The organism is Chryseobacterium gossypii (assembly GCF_041361455.1).
GTDB classification, from domain to species: domain Bacteria; phylum Bacteroidota; class Bacteroidia; order Flavobacteriales; family Weeksellaceae; genus Chryseobacterium; species Chryseobacterium gossypii.
In genome coordinates this window covers 237,631-254,964 of sequence record NZ_JBGCUR010000001.1, presented here as the reverse complement: position 1 = coordinate 254,964, position 17,334 = coordinate 237,631, and the positions used below count along the sequence as shown (strand labels likewise).

At 39.4% G+C, this 17,334-nt stretch carries 13 protein-coding genes; 1 reads left to right on the top strand and 12 read right to left on the bottom strand.

The window, feature by feature from the left end:
• On the bottom strand, positions 1-903 hold the full coding sequence (locus tag ABMQ40_RS01260) for a DnaJ C-terminal domain-containing protein (RefSeq protein ID WP_370895708.1): 903 nt from the start codon (positions 901-903) through the stop codon (positions 1-3).
• Positions 904-997: 94 nt separating this feature from the next.
• Between ABMQ40_RS01260 and ABMQ40_RS01255 the strand changes: the two genes are divergently transcribed.
• A complete protein-coding gene (locus ABMQ40_RS01255; protein ID WP_370895706.1) occupies positions 998-2,197 on the top strand; it encodes a dicarboxylate/amino acid:cation symporter in 1,200 nt (399 codons plus the stop codon).
• Positions 2,198-2,273: 76 nt separating this feature from the next.
• Here ABMQ40_RS01255 and ABMQ40_RS01250 read toward each other — a convergent pair whose 3' ends face one another.
• The 11 genes from ABMQ40_RS01250 to ABMQ40_RS01200 form a co-directional block, all read right to left on the bottom strand.
• Positions 2,274-3,695 (bottom strand): RagB/SusD family nutrient uptake outer membrane protein, encoded by a 1,422-nt coding sequence (locus ABMQ40_RS01250; protein WP_370895704.1) that lies wholly within the window; start codon positions 3,693-3,695, stop codon positions 2,274-2,276.
• A gap of 24 nt (positions 3,696-3,719) precedes the next feature.
• The gene (locus tag ABMQ40_RS01245; RefSeq protein WP_370895702.1) at positions 3,720-6,575 is read right to left on the bottom strand and encodes a SusC/RagA family TonB-linked outer membrane protein; all 2,856 of its coding nucleotides are present in this window, start codon (positions 6,573-6,575) and stop codon (positions 3,720-3,722) included.
• A gap of 408 nt (positions 6,576-6,983) precedes the next feature.
• Positions 6,984-8,312, bottom strand: a complete 1,329-nt coding sequence (locus ABMQ40_RS01240) for a hydroxymethylglutaryl-CoA synthase family protein (RefSeq protein ID WP_370895700.1) — start codon at positions 8,310-8,312, stop codon at positions 6,984-6,986.
• Positions 8,313-8,419: 107 nt separating this feature from the next.
• Positions 8,420-10,933 (bottom strand): M1 family metallopeptidase, encoded by a 2,514-nt coding sequence (locus ABMQ40_RS01235; protein WP_370895698.1) that lies wholly within the window; start codon positions 10,931-10,933, stop codon positions 8,420-8,422.
• Complete coding sequence (locus ABMQ40_RS01230; RefSeq protein ID WP_370895696.1) at positions 10,933-11,163, bottom strand: hypothetical protein; 231 nt, start codon at positions 11,161-11,163, stop codon at positions 10,933-10,935. Before ABMQ40_RS01230 ends, ABMQ40_RS01235 begins: the two co-directional genes overlap by 1 nt.
• A 3-nt stretch (positions 11,164-11,166) precedes the next feature.
• Positions 11,167-12,486, bottom strand: a complete 1,320-nt coding sequence (locus ABMQ40_RS01225) for a serine hydrolase domain-containing protein (RefSeq protein ID WP_370895694.1) — start codon at positions 12,484-12,486, stop codon at positions 11,167-11,169.
• An 84-nt stretch (positions 12,487-12,570) separates the two neighbouring features.
• Positions 12,571-13,365 carry a thymidylate synthase gene (locus ABMQ40_RS01220; protein WP_370895692.1) on the bottom strand — a complete coding sequence of 265 codons (795 nt, stop codon included), beginning with the start codon at positions 13,363-13,365 and terminating at the stop codon, positions 12,571-12,573.
• Between the two features lie 112 nt (positions 13,366-13,477).
• On the bottom strand, positions 13,478-13,918 hold the full coding sequence (locus ABMQ40_RS01215) for a hypothetical protein (protein WP_370895690.1): 441 nt from the start codon (positions 13,916-13,918) through the stop codon (positions 13,478-13,480).
• A 103-nt stretch (positions 13,919-14,021) separates the two neighbouring features.
• Positions 14,022-15,371, bottom strand: a complete 1,350-nt coding sequence (locus ABMQ40_RS01210; RefSeq protein WP_370895688.1) for an alpha-amylase family glycosyl hydrolase — start codon at positions 15,369-15,371, stop codon at positions 14,022-14,024.
• A gap of 175 nt (positions 15,372-15,546) precedes the next feature.
• Positions 15,547-16,143, bottom strand: coding sequence for an IS1096 element passenger TnpR family protein (locus tag ABMQ40_RS01205; RefSeq protein ID WP_370895686.1), 597 nt, complete (start codon positions 16,141-16,143; stop codon positions 15,547-15,549).
• A gap of 134 nt (positions 16,144-16,277) precedes the next feature.
• On the bottom strand, positions 16,278-17,309 hold the full coding sequence (locus tag ABMQ40_RS01200) for a sensor histidine kinase (protein ID WP_370895684.1): 1,032 nt from the start codon (positions 17,307-17,309) through the stop codon (positions 16,278-16,280).
• Positions 17,310-17,334: the final 25 nt, after the last annotated feature.

Below are 17,334 nucleotides of genomic sequence, written 5' to 3'. Positions count from 1 at the left end.
CTAGGAGTTTTTAAGTTGTTCAAAAAGTTCTTTCTGCTTATCCGTAAGATTCGTCGGTAATTTCACTTCATAGGTCACAAACAGGTCACCAAACTGGCCTTCTTTTTTATATACCGGAAAGCCTTTGCCTTTTAGCCTTACGGTCATTCCGTTCTGGGTTTCCGGTTTCACTTTAAGGTTTACACTTCCATCCAGGGTATTTACTTTTACATCTCCGCCTAAAATGGCAGTGTAAAGATCAATTTTCACTTTGGTTTTCAGATCGTCGCCAATTCTTTCAAAATCCGGATCAGCCGGGATATTGAAGGTAATATACAAGTCTCCGTTAGGGCCGCCGTTAAAGCCGGGGCTTCCATGTCCTTTTAATTTGATCTGCTGCCCGTCATACACTCCTGCGGGAATGGTAATCCTGACTTTTTTTCCGTTTACCTCAAAAGTCTGCTGGTGGGTTCTTGCGGCGTCCCTGAGGCTAAGAGTCAGCTCTGCCTGAATATCCTGTCCTTTGAATTTTCCGGAAGCGCTTCCTCTTGAGCTTCTTCCAAAGCCCCCTCCACCGAACATGCTCTGGAAAAAGTCCGAAAAGTCTTCGCCTTCACCAAAATCAGTTCCGGAAAAGCCGCCGAAGTCCTGCTGCTGATACTGGCTTTGCTGTTTCCGGGCTTTTTCATACTCCTCACCGTGCTTCCAATGTTCACCATATTTATCATATTTGGCACGGTTTTCCGGATTGCTCAGCACTTCATTGGCTTCATTCAACTCCTTGAATTTTCTTTCTGCCTCCTTATCGTCGGGATTGAGGTCCGGGTGTAGTTTTCTTGCCAGTTTACGGTAAGCTTTTTTAATGTCTTCCTGTGTTGCGTTTTTATCTACGCCCAGAATTTTATAGTAATCTATATAAGCCATAGAAACGATATTTACTCAAATTTAGGAATTTTAAGCCTGAAAATAATATAACGGTATGTTAAAAATAAAGCTATCTTTGATCAAAAAGCGCCGTATGAAAGAGGTATTCAAGAACTATTCAGGAATTATACTGTTACTTTTGGGAATTACCATGGGAAGCATTATCGGAATTGCGGCTCCCGGACTGGTCAATTACATTAAGCCTCTGGGGGATATCTTCCTGAATCTTCTTTTTGTAAGTGTGGTTCCTCTGGTTTTTTTTGCTGTTTCCAATTCCATTTCCTCTTTGGAGCAGCAGTCAAAGTTCGGGAAAATCATTCTGGTAATGTGCTTCACTTTCCTTCTTTTCATCCTGATCGCTGCCATTTTCACCATTTGTGCAGTGTATCTGTTCCCCGTTTCTGCAATGTCCGGAGGTTCGGAAACGATTACCGAAGCCACTACTTATGACACCTGGGGAAACAGGATCGTAAGCTTTTTTACCGTAGGAGAATTTACCGAGCTGTTCTCAAGAAAAAATATGCTCGCCTTGTTGATCTTTTCTTTTTTAACAGGTTTTGCCGCAAGGAAGTCCGGGGAGAAGGGGCATTCTTTCCGGGTCTTTATCGCATCGGGATACGAAGTCATGAAAGAATTACTTTTACTGATTATGAAGCTGGCTCCAATTGGTTTAGGCGCTTATTTCGCATACCAGGTAGCTACTTTAGGACCTCAGCTTTTTGGATTCTATGCCAAACCTCTGGGGCTGTACTACATTGCCGGAATTGTTTATTTCCTGGCATTTTTTTCAGTATATGCTTTTATTGCAAACGGACAAAAGGGTATAAAAAGTTTTTGGGCAAATGCCATTTATCCTACTTTAACCGCTTTAAGCACCTGCAGTAGTTTTGCCACCATGCCTGCCAATCTGCAAGCCGCCTCAAAAATCGGGATTCCGGGTCAGGTCGCAAATCTGGTGATCCCTATAGGAACAACGTTGCATAAGAATGGATCTTCCATGTCCTCCATTATTAAAATCTATGTAGCCTTTTCCATTATCGGGAGAGATTTTTTTGAGCCTTCCAATCTTTTGCTGGCCTTGGGAATCACGGTCTTTGTGAGTATTGTTGCAGGCGGGATTCCGAATGGGGGATATATTGGCGAAATGCTGATGATCTCAGTATACAAACTGCCTCAGGAAGCCATTCCGGCCGTAATGATCATAGGAACTTTGGTTGATCCTCTGGCCACTGTTCTAAATGCCGTAGGGCAGCTTGTAGCATCAATGTTCGTAAACAGGTTTGTCAAGGTTTAATTCACATTGTTAACAAACAATATGTTTAATGAAATTCTAAATAAAAAAGCCCCGCAATATGCAGGGCTGTACTAAATTAATATCCTGGAAACTGAACTATATTAGGGTTACTCAATATTTCTCCTAACGGTATAGGAAATGCCTTGAATTGATATTTTGCAGGATCCAACGATACGCTTGTTTGAGGATTTGTGAATCCCAGACCATTTCTTTTTAAATCACGATATCTAAATCCTTCTAAAAATAGCTCAACGTCTTTCTGAAATAAGATCTCTTTTAACAAAGCCTGCCCCGTTCCGGTAAAATTATATCCCGGGATTCTATACGTAGAAATGTATGCATTCAGCTTAGCCAGTGCCGATGCCGGATTAGTATAATAAAGGGCTTCTAACTGATTAAAGACTGCTTCTGATTTTCTCATAAGGATGATATCTGTAGCTGGTGTAGTGTACTTAGCCACATCTACGGGTTTAGGAACATCCGGATATTCAGCCAGGTCAACACCGGAACCTGTTAATGTAAACCAGCTTCCTTTTCTAACATCATTTGCGGGAAGTTGATTATAAAAAGCCCTGGTAGCAAAATTTTGCTTATATCTTCCTCCTGAAAACCAGGTTGCCGTAATCCCGTCATTAGCTCCCGGAAGATCTTTATCATTGAATTCAATTTTAAAAATGACTTCTTCTCCTCCTTCTTCTGATGGGCTAAACATGGAAGATACCCCTCCTATGGCAGTTAGCGCTGAAAAATTACTGTTTAATATTTTTTGGGAATAAATATCTGCCTGAGCGTAATTTTTTATAGCCAGGTAATATCTTGAAAATAGCATATCTACAGCAGCATTGTTTATCAGTCTTTTATCTGTATTCTTGATTTTTCCCTCAGCAGCCTGAAGATCGGATAAAATCTGATTATAAACCTGTGCAACTGTTGATCTGGGTAATTTGGCAGTCACATCCAAAACCAATGGAATCGGAACCCCCAGCTCCTGATTTCCATTTCCTGACACTTCGGAAAAGTGGGTTACCAGATCATAAAAAGCCATTGCTCTGATCGCATGAGCCTGTGCAAAATAGCTGTCCGGGGTTTCCGGTGTATTAATATCATCCGGAATTTTCCCTTCATAACCTAATATAAAGTTAGCATTGGCTATGATGCTATACAGGCTTCCCCATAAGTTTGCAAAATCTGCCTGCTGTCTTACATAATAGGACAGATCTGCCTGTCTGGTTCCTGAAAATCTGTTTGAGTTTTTCAGGCTTACAAAGCTATTATCAGCTAAAAGCTCGTTCAGGGTAGGGATCAGAGCCCCGTATGAATTTGTACTTTGTACGGCATTATGTAATCCTAAAATAGCTACGGAAAGATTCTTTTCATTGACAATTGCCTGTTGCAATTCTACATCAACCTGAGGTTTTTCCTCAAGGAAGTCGTCTCCGCATGAGGTAAGTGAGGCCATTAGCAATAAAGAACCAACAATATATTTTATATTTTTCATATTTTTTACTTTATTAATTTAATTTTAGAAATCGATACTAACTCCTAACATATACTGTCTGAGATTTGGCTGCGTCTGATCATATATTCCCAGATTAGAGGCAGTATAAGAAAATGCATTGGAATTGGATTCCGGATCAAAATAAAGGTTTTTATCGAATGCATAGGTAATTAAGTTAATTGCCCGTGCATATAAGTAAATTCCGTTAACACCCTGGATATTTAAAGCATTTTTAGTAAACCTGTACCCTAATTCTATATTTCTCAATCTGATATTGTCTCCGTCATACAGGTATCTTGTAGATGCAGCATTTGCATTTTTATTTCCTCCGTAAACAAATTTTGGTTGCGACGCATTAGGATTATCAGGGGTCCATGAATCATATAAAGCTGATGATAATTGATTCAGATATCCGTATTGTCCGCTTGAATCATATATAAATGCCCATCTATCAAACACAGAATAATTACCCTGGTAATTAATTAAGAATGATAATTTGAAATTTTTATAATTAAATTCATTATACCAGCTTGCTATATGTGTTGGTAAAGCATGTTTCCCTGTAAATGAAAGTTTAGCTAGACCTGAATTATTGGTGGTTTTGGTTTTTGTTTCATCTGTATACCAAAGCGGATCACCATTGCTAGGATCAACTCCTGCCCATAATCTCATATAAAATTCTGTGGGATTATGACCCGGGAACCACGCTTTATATCCATCAATAACCGTTGGGGTTGTTTCTCCATTCAAGCCTTTGATTTTACTGTCGTTATAGGAATAGTTAAATTTCGTATTCCAGGTTATCCCTTCCATACTTCCGACTCTGAATCCTAATGTAGCTTCCAAGCCTTTTGAATAAGAATCCGCCAGATTTTTGGTTATTGAACTGAAGCCTGTGGAAGGAGGGTTAGGAACGTTGAATATCTGATCCGTATTATTGTTTTTATATACCTCCACTGTACCATACACTGATCCGTTTTTACCCAATGTGAAGTCCAAACCTATATTTGATTTATTTGATTTCTCCCAATAGATTCCTTCAATAGGAGCAATATTAGAAACATATCCTGCATTTGAGGATATATATGCGCCCTTGTAAGAATACTGATCATATTTACTATATGGTGATACGGCCTGATTACCGTTTTCTCCATAACTGGCCCTGAATTTTAAACTCTTAAACACAGCAGGCAGCAAGTTTGCCTTGCCAAAATCAAAGCTTAAACCAGCGCCCCAAAAGTTTCCGTAATAGCCAGTAAATCCGGAATAACCATCTCTTCTGAAAGAACCGGTCAGGGTCAAAAATTTATTGTATGTATAAGAAGCTCTGGTAACATATCCTACCAATCCTCTGAAATCAGCACTTCCAGAGGCTTGTACAGGATTGGCCCCAACATCTGCATATTTTATTCTGGTACCGGCCGGAAAACCTTGTTTGGCCAGGGAATTAAACTCCCGTTCAGTCCTTGTTGCCTCAATACCTGCTGAAATAGAAACATCATGTTTGTCAGCAAAAACCTTATTATAATGAACAAAGTTATACCAGTTCCAGGTGAAATAGTTGTTAAAAGCTTTGGATAAATATCCGTTACCATTAGGATCCTTACCAAAATTACCATCACCAAAATCAGGATTCCAATAAAGCAGTTCATTACCGGAGGTATAGTCTATACCAAAATTTGAGGTATACCTAAAATCAGGTAAAAACTGATAGTCTGCTCCAATGCTTGTAACAACTTTATTAAAGGTTCCTTTTTGCAAGTTTTCGTTTTGGATACCTATTGGATTAAACTCTTTATTTAAATAGTAAAGATTTATATTGTATGTCCCATTCTGATTATAAAATCGTTGGGTTGGTGACATTAACCTTGCTGTAAAAACAGGATTGCTATAAGCAGATGCATCTGCTGCACCGGACTGAATTGATCTCGACAAATTAATGGACATGTTCAATTTCAATTTATCACTGGCTTTCCAGTCTGCCCTTAAGGAACCGTTATATCTGTCGAACTTAGAGTCCTTGGAAATCCCTTCCTGTTGCAGATAACCTAATGACGCAAAAATAGAAAAGTTTCCTACCCCTCCCGTATAGCTTAAATTATATCGGCTATATGCAGGATTGGCTCTTCTTACCGCACGGTTCCAGTCGTAATCGGAAACTCCGTCCCAACCATATTGTGATTTGGCATAATTATATCCGGCCTCCAATGAGGAAACCTCACCGGCATTGAACACACTAAGCCCGAATAATCTTGTAGATTCTTCCGCATTTAACATTTTAAATTTTTCAAATGCTATATCCCCGGCCCCCATCTCACTGGTAAAATTAAGATCAGATTTGCCTTTCTTCCCGGATTTGGTTGTAATAACAATTACTCCATTAGCACCCCTTGAACCATAAACAGCAGTAGCAACACCATCTTTCAGAACTTCAATATTCTCAATATCGGCTGGGTTTATTAAAGACAGTGCATTTTGTGTTGTCAGCAATCCTGAAATATCTCCTGCAGGGATTGGCACACCATCCAGAATATATAAAGGATTATTACCTGATGTTAACGAGCCAAGCCCCCTTATCAGGGTTATTGTATTGGCTCCGGGCTGGCCGCTACTGGCAGTAGACATTAGGCCTGCTACCTGTCCCTGTAATGTATTCTCAATAGAAATGGCCGTTGGTCTTTCCAACTGATCCGACTTAACCTTTACACTTGATCCGGTGATCTGCTCCGGAGTTTGTTTAATTCCATAAGAGCCGGTAACTATTACTTCCTCAATCTGCCGTTCTTTAGTTGTTGTATCCTTTTTTGCGGCCTGAGCAACAAGCGCCTGCCCTGTAAAAAACAAAACACCTGTTGTTATTATACGTATTTTCACATTCATGTTTAACGAATTTTAATATATCAGGGCAAATGTGTTAATAAATATTAAAATTCACAAAACATAACATCTTATAAAACAAAGGATTAAATAATATAAAATTTATTAATATGGCTATAAATAATTATTATAATTCTTAAAACAGAGAAATACTATAATTTTTTTTTACATAAATAATTTTTTGAAATAATTTATAAACCAGTAAAAAAAATTGTCATTTACTAAAAAGTATCTCGGTTATAAAAAAAAATTCACACTAACAGTTATTATGATGAAAAAAATAAAGATATTCCAAAAACTGTTTTTATTATAAAATCAGAAAAATGAAGAAAATTTTGTTTTATTTGCACCTATATTCATTAAAAACACAAGCCAGCTTTAAAAGCTGGCTTCTAATGTGAACAATTATTATTAATGTTGGTAATGGTAATATCTCGCGCCTTTCAGAACCGGGCTTTCAGACTCCACAGACTTTAGTCCGAACCCTTTATAAAACTGATTAACAGACTGATACAGCTGTTTTTTATGCAATTTTTCATAGGTATTGAAATCTACAGGTGTCCTGCTTATCAGGTTTTTGAACAGGCCCCATCGGGAAGCTATATTTTTCCAGCCTTCCGAAACCTTCCCCACAAAAACTTTTGACTTTGAGCCGCTTCCATAGCCTAAAAATCCAATCTCACACCCTGTCAATTCTTCATTCTCATCATAGGAAACCTGCAATGCCGAAATCAAGGCCATGAAAATGGAAGCCGTATACATGTTCCCGATTTCCGAAGAGGCCCGTTGGGATCTTTCAATTTTCTCATTGATAAACCGGATATAGCTTTCAGATTTGGCCACAGCCTTTTGTTCCTCAGGGGTATGATAAGAAAGTCCGTTTTCGAGGCTGTATATTTCTGTGAACACTCTTTTGCCATGAAAGGCGTAGGGAAGATGGAAAATAAGATATTTCCAGCTTTCATAAGGCTTATTTTTTCCTGTAATTTCTTTATAGTGGTTGTAGGCTTCCCTGATTCTGTCCTGGTAACACTGATTGGAGTATTGTCCGTCAAAAACAGGTTCATCGGTAAAAACCTCAATTTTATCAGGGAAAGACCCCGGTGCATTACGAAGGTCTTCTTTTTTATAATGCCGTCTGGGTTTGAAGAAATCGAAAACACTTTCTGTAGCTACTCCCCACTGATTTTCAATTTCCAGTAAACGAGGATCTGATGAAATCAACAATGCTACCGCTCCTCCACCCTGCGTATATTCTCCTGATGAAGCCAGTTCATATTTCGCATAATCGCTGGCGATAACCACGGCTTTCTTATCCGGATTTGCTCTTACAAAGTCTAATGAATTATGCAATGCATCAACCGCACCTATACAGGCAAAGGTCATATCTACCACGTCACAGTTTTTAAAACATCTTTCCCCGAACTCGCCTTCCAAAACTTTTTCCACCATGTGCATTGCATAGGAAGCTGTTGGCTTGGCCGCATCCAGAGCGCTTTCTGTTCCCACATAAATTCTTGAAATTTCTTTTGGACGGATGCCATAATCTTTTATCAGTCTCAATAAGGCTTCTGCTGCAAAGGTAGCCGCATCTTCATGTACATCCGGCAGCCCCATTTTGTGCAGTCCCAATCCCTTTTCCAGTTTGGCCGGTTCAATTCCTCTTTTTTCAGCCAGATCCTTAATTTCCAAATACAAAGAAGGCACATAATAGCTTGCCGCATCAATTCCAAAAGTCATAATTAAAACAAATTTTATACGAATTTAGTAAATGTAAACGTTTAATCAGCCATTAATCTCGAATTATTTGTCCTGAAAAAAGCGCCTCTCATGAGAAGCGCTTTGAATTATTTGAAATCTTCAATGGCCTTGTTCAGGACATCAATCTGTTTATTAATACTGGCAGCATTCTGAGGATTTTGTTTCAGCAGCTCCATTTTTTTACTCAGGCCGTCTTTCAGCATTTGGGCTACCATCATTTTCACCTGAGGATTATCTCCCATCTGTCCTTTGGCCCGTCCGATCATTTTAGTGATACTTTCCGTAGCTTTCAGATTATCTGACGTCATGATCCAGTTGAAGCCGTCTTCAGCAGCTTTACCCAATTCAGGGTTCTGGAATTTTATAAATGGATAAAAGGCTGCAAACGAAGCAATATTTGCCATCTGAGAGGTGATTTTATTTTTAACCACGATAGGCAGCAACTGTTCCAACAGATCATCTGAAGCACCTTCAAGATCAATTTTATCCGCTAAAGCGTTCGCTCTGGAAGGATCAATGCTCAGAACAGCTCCCAGGGAATTTCCTCTTACGGAATTGGAAACTGCATTTATTCCTTTCTCAAAAACAGGAAGGTATTTCTTATCTTTCGTTTTGGCTAAAGCGGCAATAGCGGCTGCCTGTACTAAGGTCTTGGGATCACTGGACGCCAGTTTCTCAACATCTGCTCCCAAAGCTTTCATCTGCTCAGGATTTGTTAAATCCATCAATTCAAGGGCCTTGATTCTTACCCTGAAAAAAGGATCTTTTAAAGCTGCCGCCAGCAATTTCGTAGCTGTCGTATTTTTTCCGACCTGATCTTTGATTCCGCTCAGGGCATTGTATCTGCTTTTAAATTCCTTAGAGTTTGTGAACTGCATCAGGTATTGTTCCGGAGTTTTAGAATCGGTAATATCCGCCAGTAAAACCCCGTCTGCATTAATGTTGATCAGATCCGGATTTTTTGAAACATCAAAGCTGAAGGTGTTCTTAGCTTCGGCATTCACCCAGACACTATATCGTTTTGGTTTGCCGTTCTCATAAACATCAATGGCCAAAGGAAACTCGAATGGCTGGTCCTGAGTCTGGCTGATCGTTAAGATAGCCTGTTTTTTAACCGGCTCAAACGTATATGAATAATTAATCTTAGGATTTCCGCTTCCGAAATACCATTGGTTAAAGAACCAGTTCAGATCTTTTCCTGAGACCTTTTCAAAGGAAAGTCTCAGCTGATGGGCTTCAGCGTTCTGATATTCATTCGTTTTAAGATAATCATTCATTCCGGCAAAGAAAGCATCATCTCCCAGATAATTTCTCAGCATATGAAGGATTCCTCCTCCTTTTTGGTAAGTAACCAGATCAAAAACATCCTCCCGGGAGTCATAATTGAATCTTACCAGGTTCTTTTTAAAATCTCCGGGATTATGAATATACATGTTCACATCCGTCATCTGATGGTAATCTGCCTGGTCTTTTCCGTATTTATATTCATTCCAGAGGTATTCGGAATAGTTAGCGAAAGATTCGTTCACCGTAAGGTTGCTCCAGCTTTCCGCTGTCACCAGATCTCCGAACCAATGGTGAAACAATTCATGGGCAATGGTATCTTCCCAGGTATTTTCATCGATCAGCTGCCCCGGTTTCTGGAGAATATCGCTTCCGTGAAGTGTTGCTGTTGTATTCTCCATGGCACCGCTTACATAATCTCTTCCTGAAATCTGTGCATACTTAGCCCACGGATAATCATAATTCAGCTTTTTGGAGAAAAACTCAATCATTTCCGGAGTGTTTCCGTAAATCTGTTTGGCATAGGGCTCATATTCTTTTTCAATATAATAATCCACCGGGATATTTCTCCATTTATCTTTTACGATAGCATATTCACCCACTCCCATAAAAAACAGATAGGTTGAATGTCTTTTATCCATTACCCAGTGGTCCGTTCTCAGCCCGTTGGCTTCTTTCCGGGAATCTTTTAAAATTCCGTTGGAAAGGGTCACATATTTATCAGGAACGGTCATATAGATTTCCTGAGTGGTTTTCTGATTGGGTTTATCAATGGTAGGGAACCATGCCGAAGAAGACTCTGTTTCCCCCTGGGTCCATATCTGGGTTGGCATATCGGGATCCTTTCCCTGAGCATTAATGAAATACAATCCCTTGGCATCATTGATCGCTGCGCTTCCTTGTTGCTTTACTTCGTTGGGACGGGCAGTATATTTAATATAAACCGTGTAATCCTGGTTTCTCTGATAGGTCTTATCCAGGTTTATTTTTAAAATATCATCCTTATATTCATATTTCAAGGGTGACTTTTTACCATTATTATCTAATGCCACTTCATGGATCAGCATTCCTTTTGCATCAAGGGTCAGCTCATTTGTCGGGTAAAAGAAAGGGGAACCCGTTAGCCATTCTTCTCCGTTCATTTGCTCTTTTTCATAGTCAAAATTCACCTTAAGTTTGGTATGCTTCAGTTCCGTCACTTTGGTATGGGTAGCCCGGTACACTTTTTCTCTTCCAGAAGTATCGGTTTGTGCTGATATAGTTGCAGAAAAGAAGATCCCCGCAAGTATGGCAATCGATAAAATGGTTCGTTTCATTATTTCTTAGGATTATTTTTTGTTAGTATATCAAAAATATCATTCACCAAGGTTTCATAATCGCCTTTTTTAAGCTGTTCCTTGGTTTTGGCAAAGGCTTTTTTCAGTTCGCTTTCAGGATTCTCCTCATCAATGATATCCACGGAGGCCACTCCTTTCAGCTGAAGTATTGCATTTTTCAATACCTCAAGGTCCGTTTTTTCTTCAGTATTTATTTTTAGATATTTCATCACTTATTCTTTAGTAAAGGTATTCTGATGGCTCCCCTGAGAGATTACAAATTGTTTTTGATCAGGATTAAAATCTATTTTGATCCCGGCCATATCAAATTTAAAGCTGGTTTTGGAGGTTGCTTCCAGTGGAAACGCTTCCTGCCCCGTTGCCTGAGCCATTAAGGTGCTATCCTTGATAAAAATATTGAATTTCAAAGGCATATCCGGGGCTGAATAATTACCTGTAAACTGCTGAAGCTCTTTTTCAGACAGAGCAATGACCTTGAAGTCCGGAAGATCGAAATTCATACCATAGGCCGCGCTTAAAGCCGCAATGGCGATATTGTTATTGTCAAAACCTGACTGGTTAGTGATGATAGCTACCGTTTTTTCTCCATCAGGGAAATAATACAGGGTGGAGCTGAAGTTATCGATTCCGCCATTGTGCCCGAATCCCATTTTTTCATAAAAGGGAACTTCAAAAAGTCCTAACCCATAATGGTCACGGTATTGGCGCATTCTGTCCACACTTTCTCTGGAAATAATCTTCCCTGAGACCAGGCCATTCATAAAAGCGATAAGTTCCGAAGGTGTAGAAATTATACATCCCGCTCCGCCAGGTACCGACATGTCTGTTTCTATGCTTCTTACATAGCCGTTGTTCTCATAAGCATATGAGTTTGCCTGATTTTTGGAAGTATCTGTTTTCCCGCCTACTCCCGTATACTTAAGATTTAAGGGTTGGGAAATAAATTTCAGGATCAGTTCTGAATAAGGCTTTTTATAGACTTTTTCCAGGATATATCCTAATAAAACATAATTGGAGTTGCTGTAGCTGAACTTTGAGCCAGGCTGGAAATCTGAGCCCGCATTTTCGATGATGCTTACTAATTTTTCTTCCGAAACCGGCTGGGTATAATAGGTGGAATATAAGATATCATCCGTGTAATTGTGGATTCCGCTCCGATGATCAAGTAAATATTCAATACTTATCTGGTCAGCATTTTTAATCCGGGGAAAGAATGTGCTCAAACGGGTATCTAACGTCAGCTTCTTATCTTCAACAGCTTTCATTACCAGGGTCGCGGTAAAAGTTTTGGTGATGGACCCTATTTTATAAACGGTATTAACGTCAGCTTTTTTCTTATTTTCAACATCGGAGAACCCAATGGCATTGCTGTATATGATTTTACCCTTATCTGCAATGGCAAAACTTCCCATCACTTTATGGTTGTCATCCAAAGCCTTAAAATAATCATCCAATCTTTGCTTATCTATCTGCTGGGCATGGCTCAGACTGAAAGCTACGATAAAAGCGGAAAAAAGTATTTTTTTAAGCATTACCCCTGTATTTCATTAATAAGTAATAAAAATAGCAGGTTTGTTACAGCTGTTACGCCAGACCCATTATTATTACGACAGAAATCAAACAGCTACAGGTGCCTTAATTCCCGGGTGAGGATCATAGTTTTCCAGAGTGAAATCTTCAAAGTGGAAATTAAAAATATCTTTAACCTCCGGATTCAGTTTCATGACAGGAAGAGGTCTTGGTTCCCTGGAAAGCTGCTTTTTCACCTGTTCGAAATGATTGTTGTATATATGCACATCCCCAAAGCTGTGGATATAGTCTCCCACTTCAAGATCACAGACCTGCGCCACCATCATCAATAACAAGGCATAGCTCGCAATATTAAAGGGAACCCCGAGGAAAACATCCGCACTCCTTTGATACAGCTGTAAAGACAGCTTTCCGTCTGCCACATAAAACTGGAATAAGGCATGGCAGGGTGCCAAAGCCATATCCGGGATCTCGGCGACATTCCAGGCGGAAACAATCAGTCTTCTGGAATCCGGATTTTTTTTGATCTGATCAATGACTTCAGAGATCTGGTCCACCACTTTATCATCTGCTCCTCTCCAGCTTCTCCACTGCGCCCCGTAGACCGGTCCCAGGTTCCCGTTTTCATCCGCCCATTCATCCCAGATGGTGACTCCGTTGTCATTAAGGTATTTGATATTGGTATCGCCCTTAAGGAACCAGAGCAGTTCATAAATTATAGATTTCAAATGCACCTTTTTGGTGGTAACCAATGGAAAGCCTTTCGACAGGTCATACCGCAGCTGGTACCCGAAGACACTTCTTGTTCCGGTACCTGTTCTGTCTGTTTTATCTGTTCCGTTGTCAAGGATATGCTGTAAAAGGTCTAGGTAGTTTTGCATTGAAAGTAATTTATGGTTCAAATTTAGAAAAACAAAATTAAAAAAGCATCCATTTTTATGAATGCTTTTTATCTTACTGAAACAAATTTTCTATGAGGACCTTGAACAGCCGTTACCATATATTTTCAAGGACCTGGCTGACATTGTTAACCGTAAAGTTCTCCCCCGCCTTCTTTCCCGCCATAGCCTTTATGAGAGGAGATTCTGATGAAACCGTCATGATTTTCCGTCCGTCATGAACGATCTCTCCAACGGAGGCGGAAATATAAAACAGCCCTTTATCTGTTTTAACCAGAGCCCCGTTTTGTACCTTAGATGATATTCCGGGAGTTATTTTCTGAATGAGAGCCTGCTGGTTTAAAGCTTCCTTCAACTGTTGCTGGAGGTTATTGATCTCTTGCTGGAGCATTTCGCGCCCGGTCTCATACTTATCTCCCATAGCGCTTTTAGTATCATTATTGGAAGCCCGTATTCCGGTAATGAGATCTTCAAGATTTTTTATCCTGCCGGAGACCCTTTCTTTCACGGCCTCCAATATTTTCGATTTATCCATATCTGTGCAAAGTTTCTGTTAAACACCCATACCCTGCGGAAAACAACTTTTATCTTCATGCCAGGGCTTATATCTTCTGCCAGAACTTCAATGGCATAGGCATTCATTTCTCAAAAACAGCATAATCTGAAACTTTAAAATTAAAATCTTTGTTGTTATCAAAATCTCTTTTCGTACCGTCAAATACATTTTTGAATGTTCCAGACAAATGCTCATCCTGGATATTGAAATTGACAGGCTCTTTTGACATATTCAAAACAACCAGCACCTCATTTTTACCGTTCTTCCTTACATAAGCCAGGATCTTGTCATTAGCTGTCGTATTTAAAAAATAGGTGGTAACGTCCGGATCACCGCCTCTTAAGGCCGGATTGGAAAATTTCAGGTTTAATAATGTCTTATAAAAATCCGCCATCTGATAAGTGTTCGTCCATTTTATGGCGTCTTTTTCAAAAAACTCCAGCCTTTTCATATTCGGAAGTTCCTGTCCTGAATAAAGCAGGGGGATGCCGTTCCAAGTAGCTGAAAATACAGCCATAGGTTTGGCGATGACCCCATATTTTTCATATTCTGTACCGTTCCAGGAGTTTTCATCATGGTTGGTAGTAAACCATGCCCTCATGGAGGCGTCGCCGATATTGGAATATTTTACCAGCAGATCTTTCAGCTCCTGTAAAGGAAGGTTTTTCTTATAATAATCTTCGGATTTATGCATCCACGTCCATGAATAGCTGGCATCAAAGATTTTTCCATATTCGGGATTTTCAAGTTCATCAAACTCTCCGATCCAGAAAAGAGGTTTTATTGCTTCCACTTCGGGACGTGCCTGCTTCCAGAAATCCAACTCTACCCATGAAGCAAGATCACATCTGAAACCATCGATATTGGTTTCTTTAACCCAAAATTTCATGGCCTCAATCATCGCTTTACGCATTTCCTGGTTTTTGTAGTCCAATTCTATGATATCATCCATTCCGGAAGCGGTATGGAACCGGCCGTCAGGATCTTTCAGGTAAAATTCGGGGTGGGTTTTTGTCCATATATGATCCCAGCCGGTGTGATTGGCCACCCAGTCTATAATCACTTTGAAGCCCAGCCGATGGGCTTCGTTGATCATATGCTTGAAATCGTCTAATGTTCCGAACTCCGGGTTAATGGAGGTATAATCAGCTGCTGCGTAAGGGCTTCCGAGGCTTCCTTTTTTATTTTGCCGGGCAATAGGGGTTACCGGCATAAACCACAGGGTCTTTATTCCCATTGCCTTGAGACGCGGCATTTCTTTTTCAAAAGCTTTAAATGTTCCTTCCTGAGTGTATTGTCTTATATTGACTTCGTAAATGTTTGTAGTGTGCTTCCAATCTTTCGGCAAATCCATAGTTTTTTTATTTGTATTCTGAACGGTACAGGAAACAATTCCCAGACCAATCACGGCTAATAAAATTAATTTTCTCATTAATCTATTTTTAACAAAAGTAAGGATTTGAGGTATTAATAGAATAAATTGTCAATGATAGTTTATCATTTCATGTATTTTTTCAATGAGAACCCATCAGGATCAGTTACAAAGTCAGATGTCTATGGCAAAAAAAAGCCCTGATCAATTCAGGGCTGTATTATGGACTATCGGATTATCTTTCGTCATTATCATCATCCTCATCATCGAAGATATCATCATTGTAATCTTCTTCTTCCTCTTCATCATCAAAAGCGTCTTCTTCATCTACAAAGCTGGCTGTCGCCGTAAAATCATCATCAAAATTGAAATCATCATCCAACAAAGGCATTGCCGATTTCTTTTTGGATCCTGAGCTACCGTTTTTACTTGGGGCTTTTAAAGGAACATTACCGAATCTGTAAACCGTGATCGGGTAATTAACTCCTTTGGTCTCTTCAATGATCTCCACCAATTCACAGAAAAACTCCCAAAGATCAAGAAGTCCGTATTGAAACTGGGCCCTATCCCCTATATTTTCAAACGCTTCATCAATATATACATCCGACATAATTTCCCCATCCCCATCGTCACTCATATCTTCTAACGGAACACTTTTTACTATTGTCCCATCATTTTCCAGTAAATTAAAAGTAGAAAGCTCATCTCCCTGTAAGCTGAATGCACTTTTAATTCCCAAATGTAAGTTCCAAAGCGTCTGTTTTCCTTTAACTTCGATATCTCGGAAAATATCTTCTTTCGCATCTAATATTACGCGGATTTTGTAAACCATATCAGTTCTTAAATTACTTTTTTGCCTTTGTTATTATGATAAATTTCTGTTGCAAATATATAATAATTGGGATGTGACAAAAAAATATTTTAGAATTTTTTAAAATATTTTTTTTTCTTACATTTTTACCGGAATTATTTACCTTTTTCAAGCATAAAACTGAATTTTGTCCCTTCCAGATATACGCTTTCCACCGTAATATTTTCGTTATGTGCTTCCAGGATATGTTTCACAATGGCAAGCCCTAAACCTGACCCTCCTTCTCTCCTGCTCCGGCTGGTTTCCACACGGTAAAATCGTTCAAAGATTCTGGGCAGGATCTCGGGCTTTATGCCCATTCCGTTGTCGATCACTTCTATAAGAACTTTATTTTTAAGAACACTGGTCTTTACAATAACTCTGGCTTCCTGCCGGTTTGCATAGTGAATGGCATTGGATATCAGATTAATGAATACCTGTGAGATTTTTTGTTTATCCGCATCTACAAAGATTTGTGGATGAAGGGTCTGGATCTGCAAGGTGGTATTATGTTTTTCGGCTTCCAGATCAAGCAGATCAAAGATTTCCTTAATCAGGAGGTTGACGTCAAATCTTGAAATGGTAAGATTGATCTCTCCTGCCTCCAGCCTGTTGATCATATCCAGATCCGTAACAATGGCTATCAGCCTTTCAACGGATTTATCAATCCTTTCCAGATACTTGTCCCGGATGGATAGGTTATCAACCCCTCCGTCCCTTAAAGTTTCCACATAGCCCTGAATGGAAAACAACGGGGTTTTAAGTTCATGGGAAACATTCCCGATATATTCTTTACGGTAACTTTCCATCTCCTTCATCATATCGATCTCGGTAACCTTCTGCTGATTAAGATCTGAAAATCTTTCCCCCAGCTCTTTAATGGTAATATTTTCATCGTGATCGTGAACGATCTCCTGCGGCAGGATTTCAGACAGACCACGTACCTGCTTTTTACCATAATAATTGAAGAGCAGCTCCAGCACTACATAATTGATGATAAAGATAAGGACAAGGCAGAGAAATAAGCCTAATTTAAAAAAAGGGGTCTGATAATAGATATCTTTTAGTGAATCAAAAATGATTACTAAAAGAAACATCACCAATGTCAGAAGACAAGAGGCGACGAGGGTAAGCCTGTAAAATTTCAATTTTACAATTTTAATTGGTTGATAT